Here is a 15733-nt window from a genome sequence, read left to right on the forward strand (position 1 = left end):
AAAGTTACGGCGGAAATAGCGACAGGGAAACGCCCGGACCCATCCCGAACCCGGAAGCTAAGCCTGCCAGCGCCGATGATACTACCCAACCCGGGTGGAAAAGTAGGACACCGCCGAACACATTTTAAGACCTTTGCCCCCCAATTCTGTTGGGGGGCAAAGGCATATCTAGACGAATTCCTATCAAACGGCGCGATGGTTCGACCGGCCTCGGTTGATTTGAGAGAAGTGTCGACGATGGGCTGAGAATGACCTTTGCCGTCGGGTTGGAATTGACCCCTGATCCAATGCAGGGAGGGCGATTTAAGCACCGCCCCCCAGCTCCTGGCCAAAGGCCCCAACTACCGATTAGGCAATGCGAGGCGCACTGCGGTGGTGATGAGATCGACGATCGCGTCAGGGTCCCGGTCGGACCCGATGACCCGTTCATCGCATCCGTGCAGAGCATCATGATCGCGCCACCATTGCCGAAGCTCACTCTCCCCGAAATCACTGCAGCCCTTGGTGTTGTGGCGCCGCAAAGCCTCCTCGAACGGCAGATCGAATCGGAAGAATCCTGTAGTACCGAGATGATCATCCGCTAGCGATCGCAACATCGGCCCATAGATGTCGCTACGCAGGATGCCCTCCATGACCAGATGCATGCCGCGATCAAGCGCAAACCGGGCGACAAGATCAATCAGCCCAACCGCCGGATTGCCACGGCCGTCTCCAACGCCAAGCACCTCTCGCCGCAACAAGTCCTGGCTGATTACCGCCAGCTCGTGGCGATCCTGCAGCGTGCGGGCAATAGTCGATTTTCCCGACCCACTGTTGCCACGCAGAACAACGAGCACCGTGCTCGCTGACCCGACACCAACCACCCATAAATCAAACCAAAACAGGAACAATGGTTCACGTGTGGATTGGCCGGTGGTGCACCCCCAACGCCCGATTCGCAGCGGGCCGTATCCTGGCACGAGGCTTTATAGCGAAAGGTTTCAGTGGTCGACAACAGAGGTGGCGAGCGTCGCCAGTTTCGCGGCGGCACCGGCGATTCCCGCAACAGCGATGGGAGTGCCCCCAACAGCGACCGGCGACCGCCCCCGAAGCGGTCGGCACCGCGTTCGTCGGGTCCCCAACGCGCGCGCCGAACCCAGCCCGACCCCAAGGCCGCCCCGTCGCCCGAGCGAAAGGGGCCTGCGCTGTCGGCGGATATCGAGGCCCGGCAGCTTTCCCCTGAGGTTCGTCGGGAACTCACCACGCTCGACCGCAGTACGGCTGACTTCATCGCACGTCATCTGGTGGCGGCCGGCGATCTCCTCGATGAGGATCCGCAGGCCGCGCTGGAGCACGCCCGCGCCGCCAGAGAACGGTCGGGCCGAATCGCGGCTGTCCGCGAAGCCGTCGGCATAGCCGCCTACCACTGTGGCGACTGGTCGCAGGCGATCGCCGAACTCCGGGCAGCCCGCCGGTTGGGTAGCAAGTCTCCGTTGTTGCCGCTGATCGCCGACTGCGAACGCGGTCTCGGCCGACCCGAGCGGGCCATCGAGTTGGCCCGCAGTTCCGAAGCCACCCATCTGGTCGGCGACGACGCCGACGAACTGCGTATCGTCGTGGCCGGCGCCCGATCTGATCTGGGACAGCTCGATCAGGCCTTGGCGATTCTGTCGACGCCGCAACTCGACTCCACGCGGACCGGACAGACCGCGGCCCGCCTGTTCTATGCCTACGCCGAAACGTTGCTCGCACTCGAAAAGCGGGAAGAAGCCCTGCAGTGGTTCATCAATGCCGCAGCCGCCGACATCGAGGGCGTGACCGATGCCGAAGAGCGGATCACGGAGCTCGGCTGACGTGACAACGCTTGCACAAGAACATGATTGCTTGCTTCTCGACCTCGACGGCACCGTATTTCGGGGCCACGAACCCACCCCGGGCGCCGTCGACACGCTCGCTGCCGTCACCTCGCGCACGCTATACGTGACCAACAACGCCTCACGCAGCTCCGATGAGGTCGCGCAGCATCTTCGCGCGATGGGTTTTGCCGCCGTGCCCGACGACGTCGTCACCAGCGCCCAGAGTGCCGCCAATCTGCTTGCCGATCGGTTACCCGCAGGGGCCGCCGTACTCATCGTCGGCACCAAATCGCTGGCCGCCGAGATCGAGAACGTCGGCCTCAAGCCCGTGCGGCAGTGGTCGGACGACCCCGTCGCCGTGGTGCAGGGTCATTCGCCCGAGACGGCATGGCCCGACCTGGCCGAGGCGGCCCTGGCGATCCGGGGCAACGCGCTGTGGGTGGCCGCCAACGTCGACCGGACACTGCCCTCAGAACGCGGACTGTTACCCGGAAACGGCTCGATGGTCGCGGCGTTGCAGGCGGCGACCGATCGCGAACCGACGGTGGCGGGAAAGCCGCAGCCGATACTGCTGACAGATGCGTTGTCCCGCGGCAACTTTCGACAACCGCTAGTCGTGGGTGACCGTCTCGACACCGACATTGCAGGCGCGAACGCCGCAGGCCTGCCCAGCCTGCTTGTGCTCAGCGGTGTCAGCACGGCGGCCGAGGCTGTGCGCGCGGTGGTCGGCGAGCGACCCAACTACATCGCCGCCGACCTGCGGTCGTTGTACGACCGCGCCGACAGCCTGCGGGTTGGGCCGCATCCGGCGTGGCGCGTCGAGGTCGGCGAGGCGGCGGTGACCATTCACAACACCGGCAGTGAGCCAAGGGATTCGCTGACGGTGGTGCGGGCCACCGCGAACGCGGTGTGGAACTCCGGGGTCAGTGGCCAGCCGTTCGCGATCGTCGCGGGTGACTACGTCGCCAGGAGGGCGCTGGAACGGTGGTCCCTGCTGACACCGCCCGATCGACTAGCGTGAACGCCGTATGAGTACCGAACCTGACGAGATCCGGACCAGGATCGCGGCGTTGCTGGCCGAGCTGCCCGACATGGACGGGCCTGGTTCTGCCGAGGTCGACATCGACGGCGTCGCCACCCGGCTGGAGGAAGCGCACGACCTCTTGGTTCAGGCGCTGGAATCGGTCGAGAAGGGGCCGGCGCCGACGGAAACACCGGACGGGTGAGGCTCCGTGACGCGGCGCGCTCGTGTTGACGCCGAGCTGGTGCGGCGCGGGTTGGCGCGCTCGCGTCAGCAGGCCGCCGAACTGATCGGCGCCGGTCTGGTCAGCATCAACGGGATGCCAGCGGCCAAACCCGCGACGGCGATCTCCGTCGACGCATCGCTGACGGTCGACGTCGCAGACGAACGGTCGTGGGTGTCGCGTGGAGCGCATAAGCTCATCGGCGCGCTGGACGCCTTCGGTATCTCGGTGGCCGGTACCCGCTGCCTGGACGCGGGTGCGTCGACCGGCGGGTTCACCGAGGTGCTGCTCGATCGCGGTGCCCGCGAAGTGGTCGCCGTTGACGTCGGTTACGGGCAGCTTGCGTGGCCGCTGCGCTCAGACGATCGGGTAACGGTGTTGGAACGCACAAATGTGCGTGAGCTGACGCCGGCCCGCATCGGCGGCCCGGTCGAGCGTGTGGTGGCCGACTTGTCCTTCATCTCGCTGTCGACGGTGCTGCCCGCGCTGGTTTCGTGCGCGTCGGCGGACGCCGATATCGTTCCTATGGTGAAACCGCAGTTCGAGGTCGGTAAGGATCGCGTCGGCGCAGGCGGCGTGGTGTCGGACCCGAAGCTGAGGGCAGGTGCCGTGCTCGCGGTCGCGCACCGAGCCGCTGAACTGGACTGGCACACCGTCGGTGTGACGGCCAGCCCGCTTCCCGGCCCCTCGGGCAATGTCGAATACTTCCTACATTTGCGCGCCGAGCCGGGGCAGCATCCGCTGACGGGTGACGAACTCGCGCAGGCCGTGCAACGCGCTGTCGTCGAAGGGCCGCAATGACAACCGAACGGACCATCCTGCTGGTGGTACACACCGGCCGCGATCAAGTAGCCGAAACCGCGCGCAGAGTGGAAAAGGTTCTCGGCGACAACGATATTGGCATGCGTGTGCTGTCCGCGGAGGCCGTCGACCGCGGGACGGTGCATTTCTCGACCGACGACATGCGTGGGCTCGGGGATGACGTCGAGGTCGTCGACGCCGACGAGCGAGCGGCCGAAGGGTGTGAGCTCGTTCTCGTGCTCGGAGGTGACGGTACGTTTTTGCGGGCCGCTGAACTTGCCCGCAATGTCGAGATCCCGGTGCTGGGTGTCAATCTCGGCCGAATCGGTTTCCTTGCCGAGGCCGAGGTGGATTCCATCGACACAGTGCTCGAACACGTCGTCAAGCGCGACTACCGCGTCGAGGAGAGGATGACCCTCGACGTCGTGGTGCGCGTCGAGGGTCGAATCGTCAGTCGGGGCTGGGCACTCAACGAAGCCAGTCTGGAGAAGGGGCCGCGCCTCGGCGTTCTTGGCGCCGTTGTCGAAGTCGACGGCCGCCCGGTATCGGCGTTCGGGTGCGACGGCGTGCTCGTGGCGACCCCGACGGGCTCGACGGCGTGGGCATTCTCTGCAGGCGGGCCGATCCTGTGGCCGGATCTCGAGGCGATACTCGTGGTGCCCAACAACGCTCACGCGCTGTTCGCCCGGCCGATGGTGACCAGTCCTGAAGCCGCCATCGCCATCGAGGTCGAAGCGAGCGGTCATGACGCGCTGGTGTTCTGCGACGGGCGCCGCGAGATGGTCGTGCCCGCAGGCGGGCGGCTGGAGGTGACGCGGTGCGGTACGCCGCTGAAGTGGGTGCGCCTGGACAGCGCGCCGTTCACCGACCGCCTGGTGCGCAAGTTCCGGCTGCCGGTCACGGGCTGGCGCGGACAGTAGTGCTTTCCGAAATCCGCATCGAGTCGCTTGGCGCCATCAGCACGGCGACCGCCGAGTTCGACCGCGGGCTGACCGTGCTGACCGGCGAGACCGGCACGGGTAAGACGATGGTCGTCACCGGGCTGCATTTGCTTGGCGGTGCGCGGGCCGACGCCGCCCGCATTCGGTCGGGTGCCGATCGCGCTGTCGTCGAAGGCCGGTTTTCCACCGGCGAACTCGGCGACGGGGTGGCCTCCCAGGTCGACGAGATTCTCGACGCCTCCGGCGCGGATCGCGACGAAGACGGCAGCGTTATCGCGGCGCGCTCGGTGAGCCGTGCTGGTCCGTCCCGGGCATACCTGGGCGGCCGCAGCGTTCCCGCCAAATCGCTGAGCACCTTCACCACCGAGTTGCTCACGTTGCACGGACAGAACGATCAGCTGCGCCTGATGCGCGGCGACGAACAGCGTGCCGCATTGGACCGCTTCGCCGACGCCGGTGCGCGCTTACAGCGCTATCGCGCGGTGCGTGAATCATGGCAGGCCGCGCGCCGCGATCTGGCCGAGAGGACCCAGCGGGCAAGGGAAATGGCACAGGAGGCTGATCGACTGAAGTTAGGCCTCGGCGAAATCGATGCCGTCGACCCGCAGCCGGGCGAGGACGATGCACTCGTCGACGACATCAGGCGGCTATCCGAGCTCGATGCGTTACGGGAGGCCGCCCAATCCGCTCGCATCGCGCTCTCGGGGGTGTTCGACGATGCCGCCGACGCCGACACCGCATCGGCCGCCTACGAAGTCGGACAGGCCAAGTCGGCCCTGGAAGCCACAGATGACAACGCACTGCGGGCGCTGGGGGAGCGGCTCGCGGAGGCCATGGCAGTGATCGGCGACGTATCCACCGAACTCGGCGACTACCTCGCTGAGCTTCCAAGCGATGCAAGCACTTTGGAGACCAAGCTGGCTAGGCAGAGCGAGCTGCGGGCTCTGACGCGAAAGTATGCCGCCGATATCGATGCCGTCCTTGCGTGGGCGCGCGAGTCGAGGGAAAGGCTGGCACAACTGGATGTCTCCGAGGAGGCTCTGGCCGGCCTGGAGCGCCGGGTGGCGGAGTTGGAAGCCGACGTCGTCGCCGCTGCAACCGAACTCAGCAGGGTGCGCACCAAGGCGGCGAAGGGCCTCGCCAAGGCGGTGACCGCCGAGCTGTCCGGGCTGGCGATGGCTGACGCCCAATTCACCGTCGCAGTGTCGCCGCTGACCGTCCGGGGCGATGACTCAGCGCCGATCACGTTGCCGTCGGGCGCGACGGTGCACGCAGGGGCCGACGGTGCCGACGCCATCGAGTTCGGATTCGCGGCGCATCGGGGGACCGACGTGCTGCCACTGAACAAGAGTGCTTCGGGCGGCGAGCTGTCCCGGGTCATGCTGGCGCTGGAGGTCGTTCTCGCCGCGTCGGTGGAAGGCACCACGATGGTCTTCGACGAGGTCGACGCGGGCGTCGGCGGTCGCGCCGCCGTACAGATCGGGCGGCGCCTGGCCCGGCTGGCACGTACCCACCAGGTCATCGTCGTCACCCATCTACCTCAGGTTGCCGCGTACGCCGACATCCATCTCGTAGTCGACAGCGCAGGCCGCAACAACGCCAGCGGTGTCCAGCGGCTCGACGAGGAGGGCCGGGTCGCCGAGCTCGCCCGCATGCTCGCCGGTCTGGGCGACTCCGACAGCGGCAGAGCCCATGCCCGCGAGCTGCTCAGCGCGGCGCAAGAAGACCGTGGCCAGGTCTCCTAGCCTGTTACGTATGTGACAGAAGCTACTTCTGGGGCTGGTGTTACGGCGCGCCTCCACCTCAACTTGAGGGTTCCCCGACAGAATCGCCCATATGAAGATGTCAGCGCTGCTATCCCGTACTGCCAGCCCGCGCCCGGGCATTACCGGCATCGCCAGGGTGGACCGCGACATCGACCGGCTGTTGCGACGCGTCGGGCCCGGCGACATCGTGGTGATCGACGCGCTTGACCTGGACCGCATCACCGCGGACGCGCTGGTGGAGGCAGATATCGCCGCTGTGGTCAACGCATCGCCGTCGATCTCCGGCCGCTATCCCAACCTCGGACCGGAGGTGTTGGTCAACAACGGCGTCACGCTGATCGACGAGACCGGCCCCGAGGTGTTCAAACGCGTCAAGGATGGCGCCAAGGTCCGGCTGCACGACGGCGGTGTGTACGCCGGCGACCGCAGGCTCGCGCTTGGCACCGAGCGAACCGACCACGAGATCCACGAGCTGATGCACGAAGCCAAGAGCGGCTTGGTCGCGCACCTCGAGGCGTTCGCAGGTAACACCATCGAGTTCATCCGCAGTGAAAGCCCGCTGCTGATCGACGGCATCGGCATTCCGGACATCGACGTCGATCTTCATCGCCGTCACGTGGTGATCGTGGCGGAGGAACCGAACGCGGCGTCTGAGCTGAAGGCGCTCAAACCGTTCATCAAGGAGTACCAGCCGGTGCTCATCGGTGTCGGAACGGGCGCGGACGTACTGCGAAAGGGCGGCTACCGGCCGCAGCTGATCGTCGGGGACCCGGAACGCATCAGCGCCGAGGTGCTTCGCAGCGGCGCGCAGGTGGTGCTGCCCGCCGACGCGGACGGACACGCGGCGGGACTCGAGCGCATCCAGGACCTCGGCGTCGGGGCGATGACCTTCCCGGCCGCGGGGTCGGCCGCTGACCTTGCGCTGCTGCTGGCCGACCATCATGGCGCCGCTCTGATCGTCACGGCCGGTCACACAGCGAGCATCGAGGAGTTCTTCGACCGGTCCCGCCAGCACAGCAACCCCTCGACTTTCCTCACCCGCCTCAAGGTGGGCGACAAGCTGGTCGACGCCAAAGCCGTTGCGACCCTGTACCGAAGCCGGATCTCCGGCGGAGCCATTGCACTGCTGGTGCTGGCGATGCTGGTCGCCGTCATCGTCGCGCTCTGGGTGTCGCGCGCAGACGGCGCGGTGATCGACTGGGCGGTCAACTACTGGAATCGATTCTCGCTGTGGGTTCAGGGCTTGGTCACCTAGGACGGTGTCTCGGTGATATCTCTACGCACACACGCGATTTCGCTTGCCGCAGTCTTCCTGGCCCTGGCCATCGGCGTCGCGCTGGGCTCCGGGCTGCTGTCCAACACGGTGCTGTCAGGGCTGCGCGACGATAAGACCGAACTGCAGAATCAGATCAATGGGCTCACCGATCAGAGGAACGCACTCAACGAGAAGCTGAGCGCCGCAGGTGAATTCGACACGCAGATGTCCCCACGAATCTTGCGTGACACGATGGGCGGCAAATCGGTCGTGATGTTCCGCACGCCGGACGCGTCCGATGACGACGTCGAGTCGCTGACCCGGATGGTGGAGCAGGCAGGCGGGGTCGTGACTGGCGCTGTCTCACTGACCGAAGAGTTCGTCGACGCCAATTCGGCGGAGAAGCTCCTTTCGGTGGTGAATTCGCCGATCGTGCCCGCCGGGGCGCAGTTGAGCACCAAGTCGGTGGACCAGGGTTCGCAGGCGGGTGACCTGCTGGGTATCGCACTGCTGATCAACAAGGATCCCAAGGTGCCCGCGGTCGACGACCAGCAGCGCGACACCGTGCTCACCGCGCTGCGCGACACCGGGTTCATCACGTATGGCGACGACCGCGTCGGCGCGGCCAACACGGCGCTGATCGTCACCGGCGGCGGTCTCGGCGACGATGCGGGGAACAAGGGCGCAACAGTCGCACGCTTCGCTGCCGGGCTGGCCCCGCACGGGTCGGGCACCGTGATCGCGGGCCGCGACGGCACCGCATCTGGAACCGCCGCGGTGGCCGTCACTCGGTCCGACGCCGCGTTGACATCGGCGGTCAGCACGGTGGACGACGTCGACGCCGCATCGGGGCGGATCACCACGGTGCTGGCGCTGCAGGACCTGATCAGCGGTGGGCGGCCCGGCCAGTACGGCGTAGGGCAGGGCGCGACGTCGGTAACAATCCCGCAATAGGGAACCTTTGTCGTTTTGCTCCTCGCGTGCGCGTCGGCGCGTCAGCGACGGGTTGTCGGGGTCGGTGTTAATGTGGAGTTCCGTGGGTCGGCAGGCCCCAAGCAAGGAACTTGCCTAAAGAACAAGCCCTGCCCGTCGTCACGGAGGTTGCTCTTGCCAGCGTTACGCAAGCACCCGCAAACCGCCACCAAGCACCTCTTCGTCACCGGCGGTGTGGTTTCGTCGCTCGGCAAGGGGCTCACCGCGTCGAGCCTCGGGCAGCTGCTGACCGCGCGCGGTCTGCAGGTCACCATGCAGAAGCTCGACCCTTACCTCAACGTTGACCCCGGCACGATGAACCCGTTCCAGCACGGTGAGGTGTTCGTCACCGAGGACGGCGCCGAGACGGATCTCGATGTCGGGCACTACGAGCGGTTCCTCGACCGAAACCTGCCCGGCTGGGCGAATGTGACTACCGGACAGGTGTATTCGACGGTGATCGCCAAGGAGCGTCGCGGCGAGTACCTCGGCGATACCGTTCAGGTGATCCCGCACATCACCGATGAGATCAAGAGTCGTGTCCTGGCGATGGCGCAACCCGACGCCGACGGCAACCGGGCCGATGTGGTGATCACCGAGATCGGCGGCACCGTCGGCGACATCGAGTCGCTGCCGTTCCTCGAGGCCGCGCGTCAGGTGCGCCACGAAGTCGGCAGGGAGAACTGCTTCTTTCTGCACTGCTCGCTGGTGCCGTTCATGGCGCCTTCGGGCGAACTCAAGACCAAACCCACTCAGCACTCGGTCGCCGCGCTTCGCAGCATCGGTATCACCCCCGACGCGTTGATCCTGCGCTGCGACCGGGACGTGCCCGAACCCCTGAAGAACAAGATCGCGTTGATGTGCGACGTCGACATCGACGGCGTGATCTCCACTCCGGATGCGCCTTCGATCTATGACATCCCCAAGGTGCTGCACCGCGAGGAGCTCGACGCCTACGTGGTGAGAAGGCTGAACCTGCCGTTCCGCGACGTCGACTGGACACAGTGGAATGACCTGCTGCAGCGGGTGCACGAACCGCATGAGACCGTGCGAATCGCCCTGGTGGGCAAGTACATCGATCTGTCCGACGCATACCTGTCAGTCGCCGAAGCGCTGCGTGCAGGCGGCTTCAAACATCGCGCCAAGGTGGAACTGCGGTGGGTCGCCTCCGACGACTGTGAAACCGACAACGGTGCCGCTGCGGTGCTCGACGACGTGCACGCGGTGCTGATCCCCGGCGGCTTCGGCATTCGTGGGATCGAGGGCAAGATCGGCGCGATCCGCTACGCGCGCAAACGCGGTCTGCCTGTGTTGGGTCTGTGCCTCGGCCTGCAGTGCATCGTCATCGAGGCGGCCCGGTCGGCCGGGATCACCGGGGCGAACTCCGCGGAGTTCGACGCCAACACTCCCGATCCGGTCATCTCCACGATGGCCGATCAGCGCGACGCCGTCGCCGGGGAGGCCGACTTGGGCGGCACCATGCGACTGGGTGCCTATCCTGCTGTGCTGCAGCCGGGTTCCATTGTGGCCCAGGCGTATGGAACCACGGAGGTGTCCGAGCGGCACCGGCACCGTTACGAGGTGAACAACGCATATCGCGACCGCATCGCCGCGAGCGGGCTGAGGTTCTCCGGCACGTCACCAGATGGACACCTGGTGGAGTTCGTCGAGTACGCCCCCGACGTCCACCCGTTCATGGTCGGGACGCAGGCGCATCCGGAGTTGAAGAGCCGCCCCACCCGCCCGCATCCACTGTTCGCGGCCTTCATCGGTGCCGCGCTGGACTACAAGGCCGCCGAGAGATTGCCGGTCGAGATCCCCGAGCAGCGAGCCAACGGAGCCGAGCACTCGGACGACGCCGAGCAATTGCTCCAGGATGATTCCAGGGTGAAATCGGAAATCCGTGGCTGAACACGTTTTCGCGATCGTCGAATCCGAAACCGTTTACGTCGGAAAGATTTTCGCACTACGCGCCGATGACGTGCAGATGCCCGGCGGCAACACCGCCCGACGCGAAGTCGTCGAGCACTACGGTGCCGTCGCCATCCTCGCCATCGACGATGACGCCAACGTCGTCATGGTCTATCAATATCGACACCCGGTGGGCAGGCGATTGTGGGAGCTACCCGCGGGCCTGTTGGACATGGGCGGCGAGCCGCCACATATCACCGCGGCGCGCGAACTCGAGGAAGAGGCCGGCCTGTCTGCGCAGAACTGGCGCGTGCTGGTCGACCTCGTCAGCGCACCGGGCTTCAGCGACGAAAGTGTGCGGGTGTATCTCGCCACCGGCCTTTCCGAGATCGGCAGGCCCGACGCCCATGACGAAGAGGCCGATCTGGTGGTGCGGCGGTTCGCGCTCGACGAAGCGGTCCGGATGGCGTTGAGCGGCGAGATCACCAACGCCATCACGGTGAGCGGCGTTCTCGCTGCACAGGCCGTCGGGGGCGATTTCGATTCGTTGCGGCAGGTCGACGCCGCGTGGGTGGACAGACCGGCAGCCTTCGCCAGGCGGAGGGAACAGTCATGACGACATCATCTGCTCTTCGCCCAAGCGGCTCATCGACCTTCCGTCCCGTCCTCGATGACCAGCTTCAGGGCTACCTGGACCATCTGACGATCGAGCGCGGCGTCGCCGCCAACACGCTGAGTTCCTACCGGCGGGATCTGCGGCGGTACGCCGAGCACCTCACGCTGCGCGGCATCGACGATCTGGGCAAGGTCACCGAGAGCGATGTCAGCGACTTCCTCGCTGCTCTTCGCCGCGGCGACCCGGACGCCGGGGTGGTACCGCTGTCGGCGGTGTCGGCGGCGCGCGCGCTGATCGCGGTGCGTGGACTGCATCGCTTCGCTGCGGCAGAAGGCGTCACCGAACTCGACGTGGCCCGTGCCGTGAAGCCGCCAACCCCGAGCAGGCGGCTGCCCAAGAGCCTGACCATCGACGAGGTGCTGGCTCTGCTGGAGGGCGCAGGCGGCGACAGCGAGGCCGACGGTCCGCTGACGCTGCGTAACCGGGCCCTGCTCGAGCTGCTCTACTCCACCGGTGCGCGAATCTCCGAGGCGGTCGGGCTCGACATCGACGACATCGACACCCATGCCCGTTCGGTGCTGTTGCGGGGCAAGGGCGGAAAGCAGCGGCTGGTGCCGATCGGTCGTCCCGCGGTCACCGCACTGGACGCCTACTTCGTCCGAGGCCGACCCGACCTGGCGCGACGGGGTAAGGGCACGCCGGCGATCTTTCTCAATGCCCGTGGCGGACGGCTGTCGCGGCAGAGCGCATGGCAGGTGCTGCAGGACGCCGCCGAACGGGCGGGCATCACCGCAGCGGTTTCTCCGCACACCCTTCGGCACTCCTTTGCCACCCATCTGCTGGACGGCGGCGCCGATGTCCGCGTGGTTCAGGAGTTGCTCGGCCACGCATCGGTCACCACCACGCAGATCTACACCCTGGTCACGGTGCACGCGCTGCGGGAGGTGTGGGCGGGGGCCCATCCCAGGGCGCGCTAGAGGTCAGCCGGCCAGATACTCCGACTCCAGCACCAGGTCGGGGATCAGCGTCTGGTACTCGATGTGAGTCTTGTGCTCGACGGTGTCCCACAGCTTGCCCTGCTGCTCTCGCATGTACGCGCGGTACTTCGGGGCGCCGGGGACGCGGACGTTGTCGGCGACGGCGATGGAGCCCCTGTGCAACCAGCCGCGGTCCAGGATGGCCAGCAGGTCGGCCAGGTACACGCTTTTCTCGTGGTCGATGAACAGCAGGTCCACCGATTCGGCTCCGAAGCCGTGCTCGGCGGACAAGGCACCGAGTGTCTGGCCCCCGTCCCCGATGGTGCCGACGACACAGGTGATCCGGTCGTCGACGCCGGCGTGCGACCAAATTCGTCGGGCAACCGCGGCGTTGCCTGACGATAGCTCGATCGAGAAAACCTCGGCGTCTGGTGCGGCCCTCGCGATTCGCAGCGCGCTGTAGCCGCAGTAGGTGCCGAGCTCGAGCACCCGTTTCGGGTTGGCGCGGCGGACGGCCGCGTCGAGCAGCTCGCCCTTCTCGTCTCCGACGTTGACCAGCATGGACTTTTCCGTGGCAAACGTGTCGATGGTGTCCAGCACGTCGTCGATGTCGCCACGGCGGGCGTTGGCTTCGACGTAGGCCGCGCAGGCCTCCTCACGGCCGTCGCCGATCTGGCCGGTCCTGACGAAGTGGGGCATCCCCACCGCGAGGCGCCAGAACGACGACCGCAGGAACGGCAACCGCTGCTTCGAGGTCATGACCGCAGCCTAGGCGGATCGCCGAGGCGAATGGGACCGTCATTGCCCGCGGGTCTGCCCGTCCAGGCCCTGTGTCCCCGTTAAACTTGCCCGGATGTTCGCCATGGCCTCGCGTTGCACGACCACCGACGGTGGGGCCCAGGCATGACGGAGGACGGCGGCGGCGCCGACCCACCTGCACAGGCAGGTCTGACCGGTCGTCCGCCCCGGCCGATTCCCGACCCCAAGCCCAAGAGCGTGCACGGCCCGGCCAAGGTCATCGCGATGTGCAACCAGAAGGGCGGCGTCGGCAAGACGACGTCGACCATCAACCTGGGCGCCAGCCTCGCCAGTTACGGCCGTCGGGTGTTGCTGGTGGACCTGGACCCGCAGGGCGCGCTCTCGGCGGGGCTCGGCGTGCCCCACTACGAACTCGACCACACGATCCACAACCTGCTCGTCGAGCCGAGGGTGTCCATCGACGACGTCCTGATCCACACCCGGGTCAAGAACATGGACCTGGTGCCCAGCAACATCGACCTGTCTGCGGCGGAGATCCAGCTGGTCAACGAGGTCGGCCGCGAACAGTCGCTGGCCCGCTCACTGCATCCGGTGCTGGACCGGTACGACTATGTGCTTATCGACTGTCAGCCGTCGCTTGGCCTGCTCACCGTGAACGGGCTGGCCTGCTCGGACGGCGTGATCATCCCGACCGAATGCGAGTATTTCTCGCTGCGCGGGTTGGCGTTGCTGACCGACACCGTCGACAAGGTGCACGACCGACTCAACCCCAAGCTCAGCATCAGTGGCATCCTGATAACGCGTTATGACCCGCGCACCGTCAACGCTCGCGAGGTCATGGCGCGGGTCCTGGAGAGGTTCGGCGATCTGGTGTTCGACACCGTGATCACCCGTACGGTGCGCTTCCCGGAAACCAGCGTCGCCGGTGAGCCCATCACCACCTGGGCGCCGAAATCCGGTGGTGCCCAGGCTTATCGCTCGTTGGCCCGCGAGGTCATCGCCCGGTTCGGTTCGTGAATACCGAGACACAGCCGGAGGAGTCGCAGCGGACGGGCTTCCAGGTTCGGCTGAGCAATTTCGAAGGTCCGTTCGACCTGCTGCTGCAGCTGATCTTCGCGCACCGGCTCGACGTCACCGAGGTGGCATTGCACCAGGTGACAGACGACTTCATCGCCTACACCAAGGCGATCGGTCCGAAGCTCGAGCTCGACGAGACCACCGCGTTCCTTGTGATAGCGGCGACCCTGCTTGATCTGAAGGCCGCGCGCCTGCTGCCGGCCGGGGAGATCCACGACGAGGAAGACCTCGCCCTGCTCGAGGTGCGCGACCTGCTGTTTGCGCGCCTGCTGCAGTATCGGGCGTTCAAGCATGTCGCCGAGATGTTCGCCGAGCTCGAGGCCGCCGCCCTGCGCAGCTATCCGCGCGCAGTGTCGCTGGAGGACCGGTACTCCGAACTGCTTCCCGAGGTGATGCTCGGCGTCGACGCCCAGCTGTTCGCCGAGATCGCGGCTACCGTGTTCACCCCGCGTCCGGTGCCGACGGTGGCCACGGCGCATCTGCACGAGCTCATCGTGTCGGTACCCGAACAGGCCGAACAGCTGCTCGCCGACCTGCAACGCCGTGGCCCCGGACAATGGGCGACATTCTCCGAGCTGGTCGCCGACTGCCGCGAGCCGATCTTGATCGTGGGCCGGTTCCTGGCGCTGCTCGAACTGTATCGAGCGCGGGCGGTAGCATTTGACCAATCAGAACCGCTTGGTGTCCTGCAGATTTCGTGGACCGGAGATCGGCCATCCAGCGACGAAGTCCAGACCACTGAGACGGTGGAAGAGCCAAACGATGACTGACGAATTCTCAAATCCGGTCGACGACGACCACCCCGAGCCGCGCAACGGCGAAGACCGCCCCGATGCGGTGGACGGCGCTGTCCACGAGCCGCTCAACGGTGGTGCACCCGAAGGCATCAACGGCGACATCCCCGATCTGGACCTGGGCATCGACGTCGCTGAGCCGCCGCAGCTGGAAGACGACGAGCTCGGAGCCGTGCTCGAGGCGCTGCTGCTGGTGGTGGACACCCCGGTCACCGTCGACGCGCTCGCCGTGGCGATCCAGCAGCCGGCCTACCGTGTTTCGGCCAAGCTGCAGCTGATGGCCGAGGAACTGTCGGCCCGCCAGAGCGGTATCGACCTGCGCGACGCCGGTGGCGGCTGGCGCATGTACACCAGGTCCCAATACGCGCCCTATGTGGAACGGCTGCTGCTCGACGGTTCGCGTACGAAGCTGACCCGCGCGGCGCTGGAGACCCTGGCCGTGGTGGCCTACCGCCAGCCGGTGACCCGGGCCCGGGTGAGCGCGGTACGCGGGGTGAACGTGGACGCGGTGATGCGGACCCTGCTGGCCCGCGGGCTGATCACCGAGGCCGGCGCCGACTCGGACACGGGCGCCATCACCTTCGCGACGACCGAGTTGTTCCTTGAACGCCTCGGGTTGTCGTCGCTGACCGATCTTCCCGACATCGCTCCGCTGCTGCCCGATGTCGACGTGATCGACGACTTGACCGAAACGCTCAACGATGAACCGCGTTTCGTGAAGCTCGGTCTCCCAACCTCGTCGAATGACCAGCGGCCGATGTCCTTCGACGTGGACAAAGACTGAG

16 protein-coding genes and 1 rRNA gene are annotated in these 15733 nt (G+C 66.5%); 15 read left to right on the forward strand and 2 right to left on the reverse strand.

Translation table 11 applies throughout. The annotated features are described in order from the left end of the window. The first annotated feature begins 5 nt into the window (after positions 1–5). A 5S ribosomal RNA gene (gene rrf, locus D6M19_RS20685) occupies positions 6–119 on the forward strand. Between the two features lie 222 nt (positions 120–341). Here the strand turns inward: rrf and D6M19_RS20690 are convergent. After that, a complete protein-coding gene (locus D6M19_RS20690; RefSeq protein ID WP_123027239.1) occupies positions 342–890 on the reverse strand; it encodes an AAA family ATPase in 549 nt (182 codons plus the stop codon). Positions 891–983: 93 nt separating this feature from the next. On the opposite strand from D6M19_RS20690, the gene D6M19_RS20695 reads away from it, so the two are divergent. From D6M19_RS20695 to xerD, 11 genes are all read left to right on the forward strand, one after another. Continuing rightward, positions 984–1832, forward strand: coding sequence for a tetratricopeptide repeat protein (locus D6M19_RS20695; RefSeq protein WP_123027141.1), 849 nt, complete (start codon positions 984–986; stop codon positions 1830–1832). 1 nt (position 1833) lies between these two features. Next, entirely contained in the window at positions 1834–2856 is a 1023-nt protein-coding gene (locus D6M19_RS20700) for an HAD-IIA family hydrolase (protein WP_206428583.1), read from the forward strand. A gap of 7 nt (positions 2857–2863) precedes the next feature. Next, entirely contained in the window at positions 2864–3061 is a 198-nt protein-coding gene (locus tag D6M19_RS20705) for a hypothetical protein (RefSeq protein WP_123027143.1), read from the forward strand. A gap of 6 nt (positions 3062–3067) precedes the next feature. Then, positions 3068–3880, forward strand: a complete 813-nt coding sequence (locus tag D6M19_RS20710) for a TlyA family RNA methyltransferase (protein WP_123027144.1) — start codon at positions 3068–3070, stop codon at positions 3878–3880. Then, positions 3877–4800: an NAD kinase gene (locus tag D6M19_RS20715; protein WP_123027145.1), complete on the forward strand. Its 924-nt coding sequence runs from the start codon at positions 3877–3879 to the stop codon at positions 4798–4800. The genes D6M19_RS20710 and D6M19_RS20715 overlap by 4 nt, the downstream gene beginning before the upstream one ends. After that, the gene (recN, locus tag D6M19_RS20720) at positions 4800–6566 is read left to right on the forward strand and encodes a DNA repair protein RecN (RefSeq protein WP_123027146.1); all 1767 of its coding nucleotides are present in this window, start codon (positions 4800–4802) and stop codon (positions 6564–6566) included. The genes D6M19_RS20715 and recN overlap by 1 nt, the downstream gene beginning before the upstream one ends. Before the next feature lie 91 nt (positions 6567–6657). Further along, the gene (gene steA / locus D6M19_RS20725) at positions 6658–7842 is read left to right on the forward strand and encodes a putative cytokinetic ring protein SteA (RefSeq protein WP_123027147.1); all 1185 of its coding nucleotides are present in this window, start codon (positions 6658–6660) and stop codon (positions 7840–7842) included. A gap of 12 nt (positions 7843–7854) precedes the next feature. Beyond that, on the forward strand, positions 7855–8796 hold the full coding sequence (locus D6M19_RS20730) for a copper transporter (RefSeq protein WP_123027148.1): 942 nt from the start codon (positions 7855–7857) through the stop codon (positions 8794–8796). Positions 8797–8949: 153 nt separating this feature from the next. Continuing rightward, complete coding sequence (locus D6M19_RS20735) at positions 8950–10725, forward strand: CTP synthase (protein ID WP_123027149.1); 1776 nt, start codon at positions 8950–8952, stop codon at positions 10723–10725. Next, complete coding sequence (locus tag D6M19_RS20740) at positions 10718–11341, forward strand: NUDIX domain-containing protein (protein ID WP_123027150.1); 624 nt, start codon at positions 10718–10720, stop codon at positions 11339–11341. The genes D6M19_RS20735 and D6M19_RS20740 overlap by 8 nt, the downstream gene beginning before the upstream one ends. Further along, positions 11338–12318: a site-specific tyrosine recombinase XerD gene (gene xerD, locus D6M19_RS20745; protein WP_123027151.1), complete on the forward strand. Its 981-nt coding sequence runs from the start codon at positions 11338–11340 to the stop codon at positions 12316–12318. Before D6M19_RS20740 ends, xerD begins: the two co-directional genes overlap by 4 nt. 3 nt (positions 12319–12321) lie before the next feature. On the opposite strand, the gene D6M19_RS20750 is transcribed toward xerD, so the two are convergent. Then, entirely contained in the window at positions 12322–13077 is a 756-nt protein-coding gene (locus D6M19_RS20750; RefSeq protein WP_123027152.1) for an O-methyltransferase, read from the reverse strand. A 144-nt stretch (positions 13078–13221) separates the two neighbouring features. Here D6M19_RS20750 and D6M19_RS20755 point away from each other — a divergent pair, with 144 nt between their 5' ends. From D6M19_RS20755 to scpB, 3 genes are read left to right on the forward strand one after another with little or no spacing between them, the layout of a single operon-like run. Next, entirely contained in the window at positions 13222–14094 is an 873-nt protein-coding gene (locus tag D6M19_RS20755; protein ID WP_123027153.1) for a ParA family protein, read from the forward strand. Next, positions 14091–14924, forward strand: a complete 834-nt coding sequence (locus tag D6M19_RS20760) for a segregation/condensation protein A (protein ID WP_123027154.1) — start codon at positions 14091–14093, stop codon at positions 14922–14924. The genes D6M19_RS20755 and D6M19_RS20760 overlap by 4 nt, the downstream gene beginning before the upstream one ends. Continuing rightward, positions 14917–15732 carry an SMC-Scp complex subunit ScpB gene (scpB, locus tag D6M19_RS20765; protein ID WP_123027155.1) on the forward strand — a complete coding sequence of 272 codons (816 nt, stop codon included), beginning with the start codon at positions 14917–14919 and terminating at the stop codon, positions 15730–15732. The genes D6M19_RS20760 and scpB overlap by 8 nt, the downstream gene beginning before the upstream one ends. Position 15733: the final 1 nt, after the last annotated feature.

Origin of the sequence: Mycolicibacterium stellerae, from assembly GCF_003719305.1 — a bacterium.
Lineage (GTDB): Bacteria > Actinomycetota > Actinomycetes > Mycobacteriales > Mycobacteriaceae > Mycobacterium > Mycobacterium stellerae.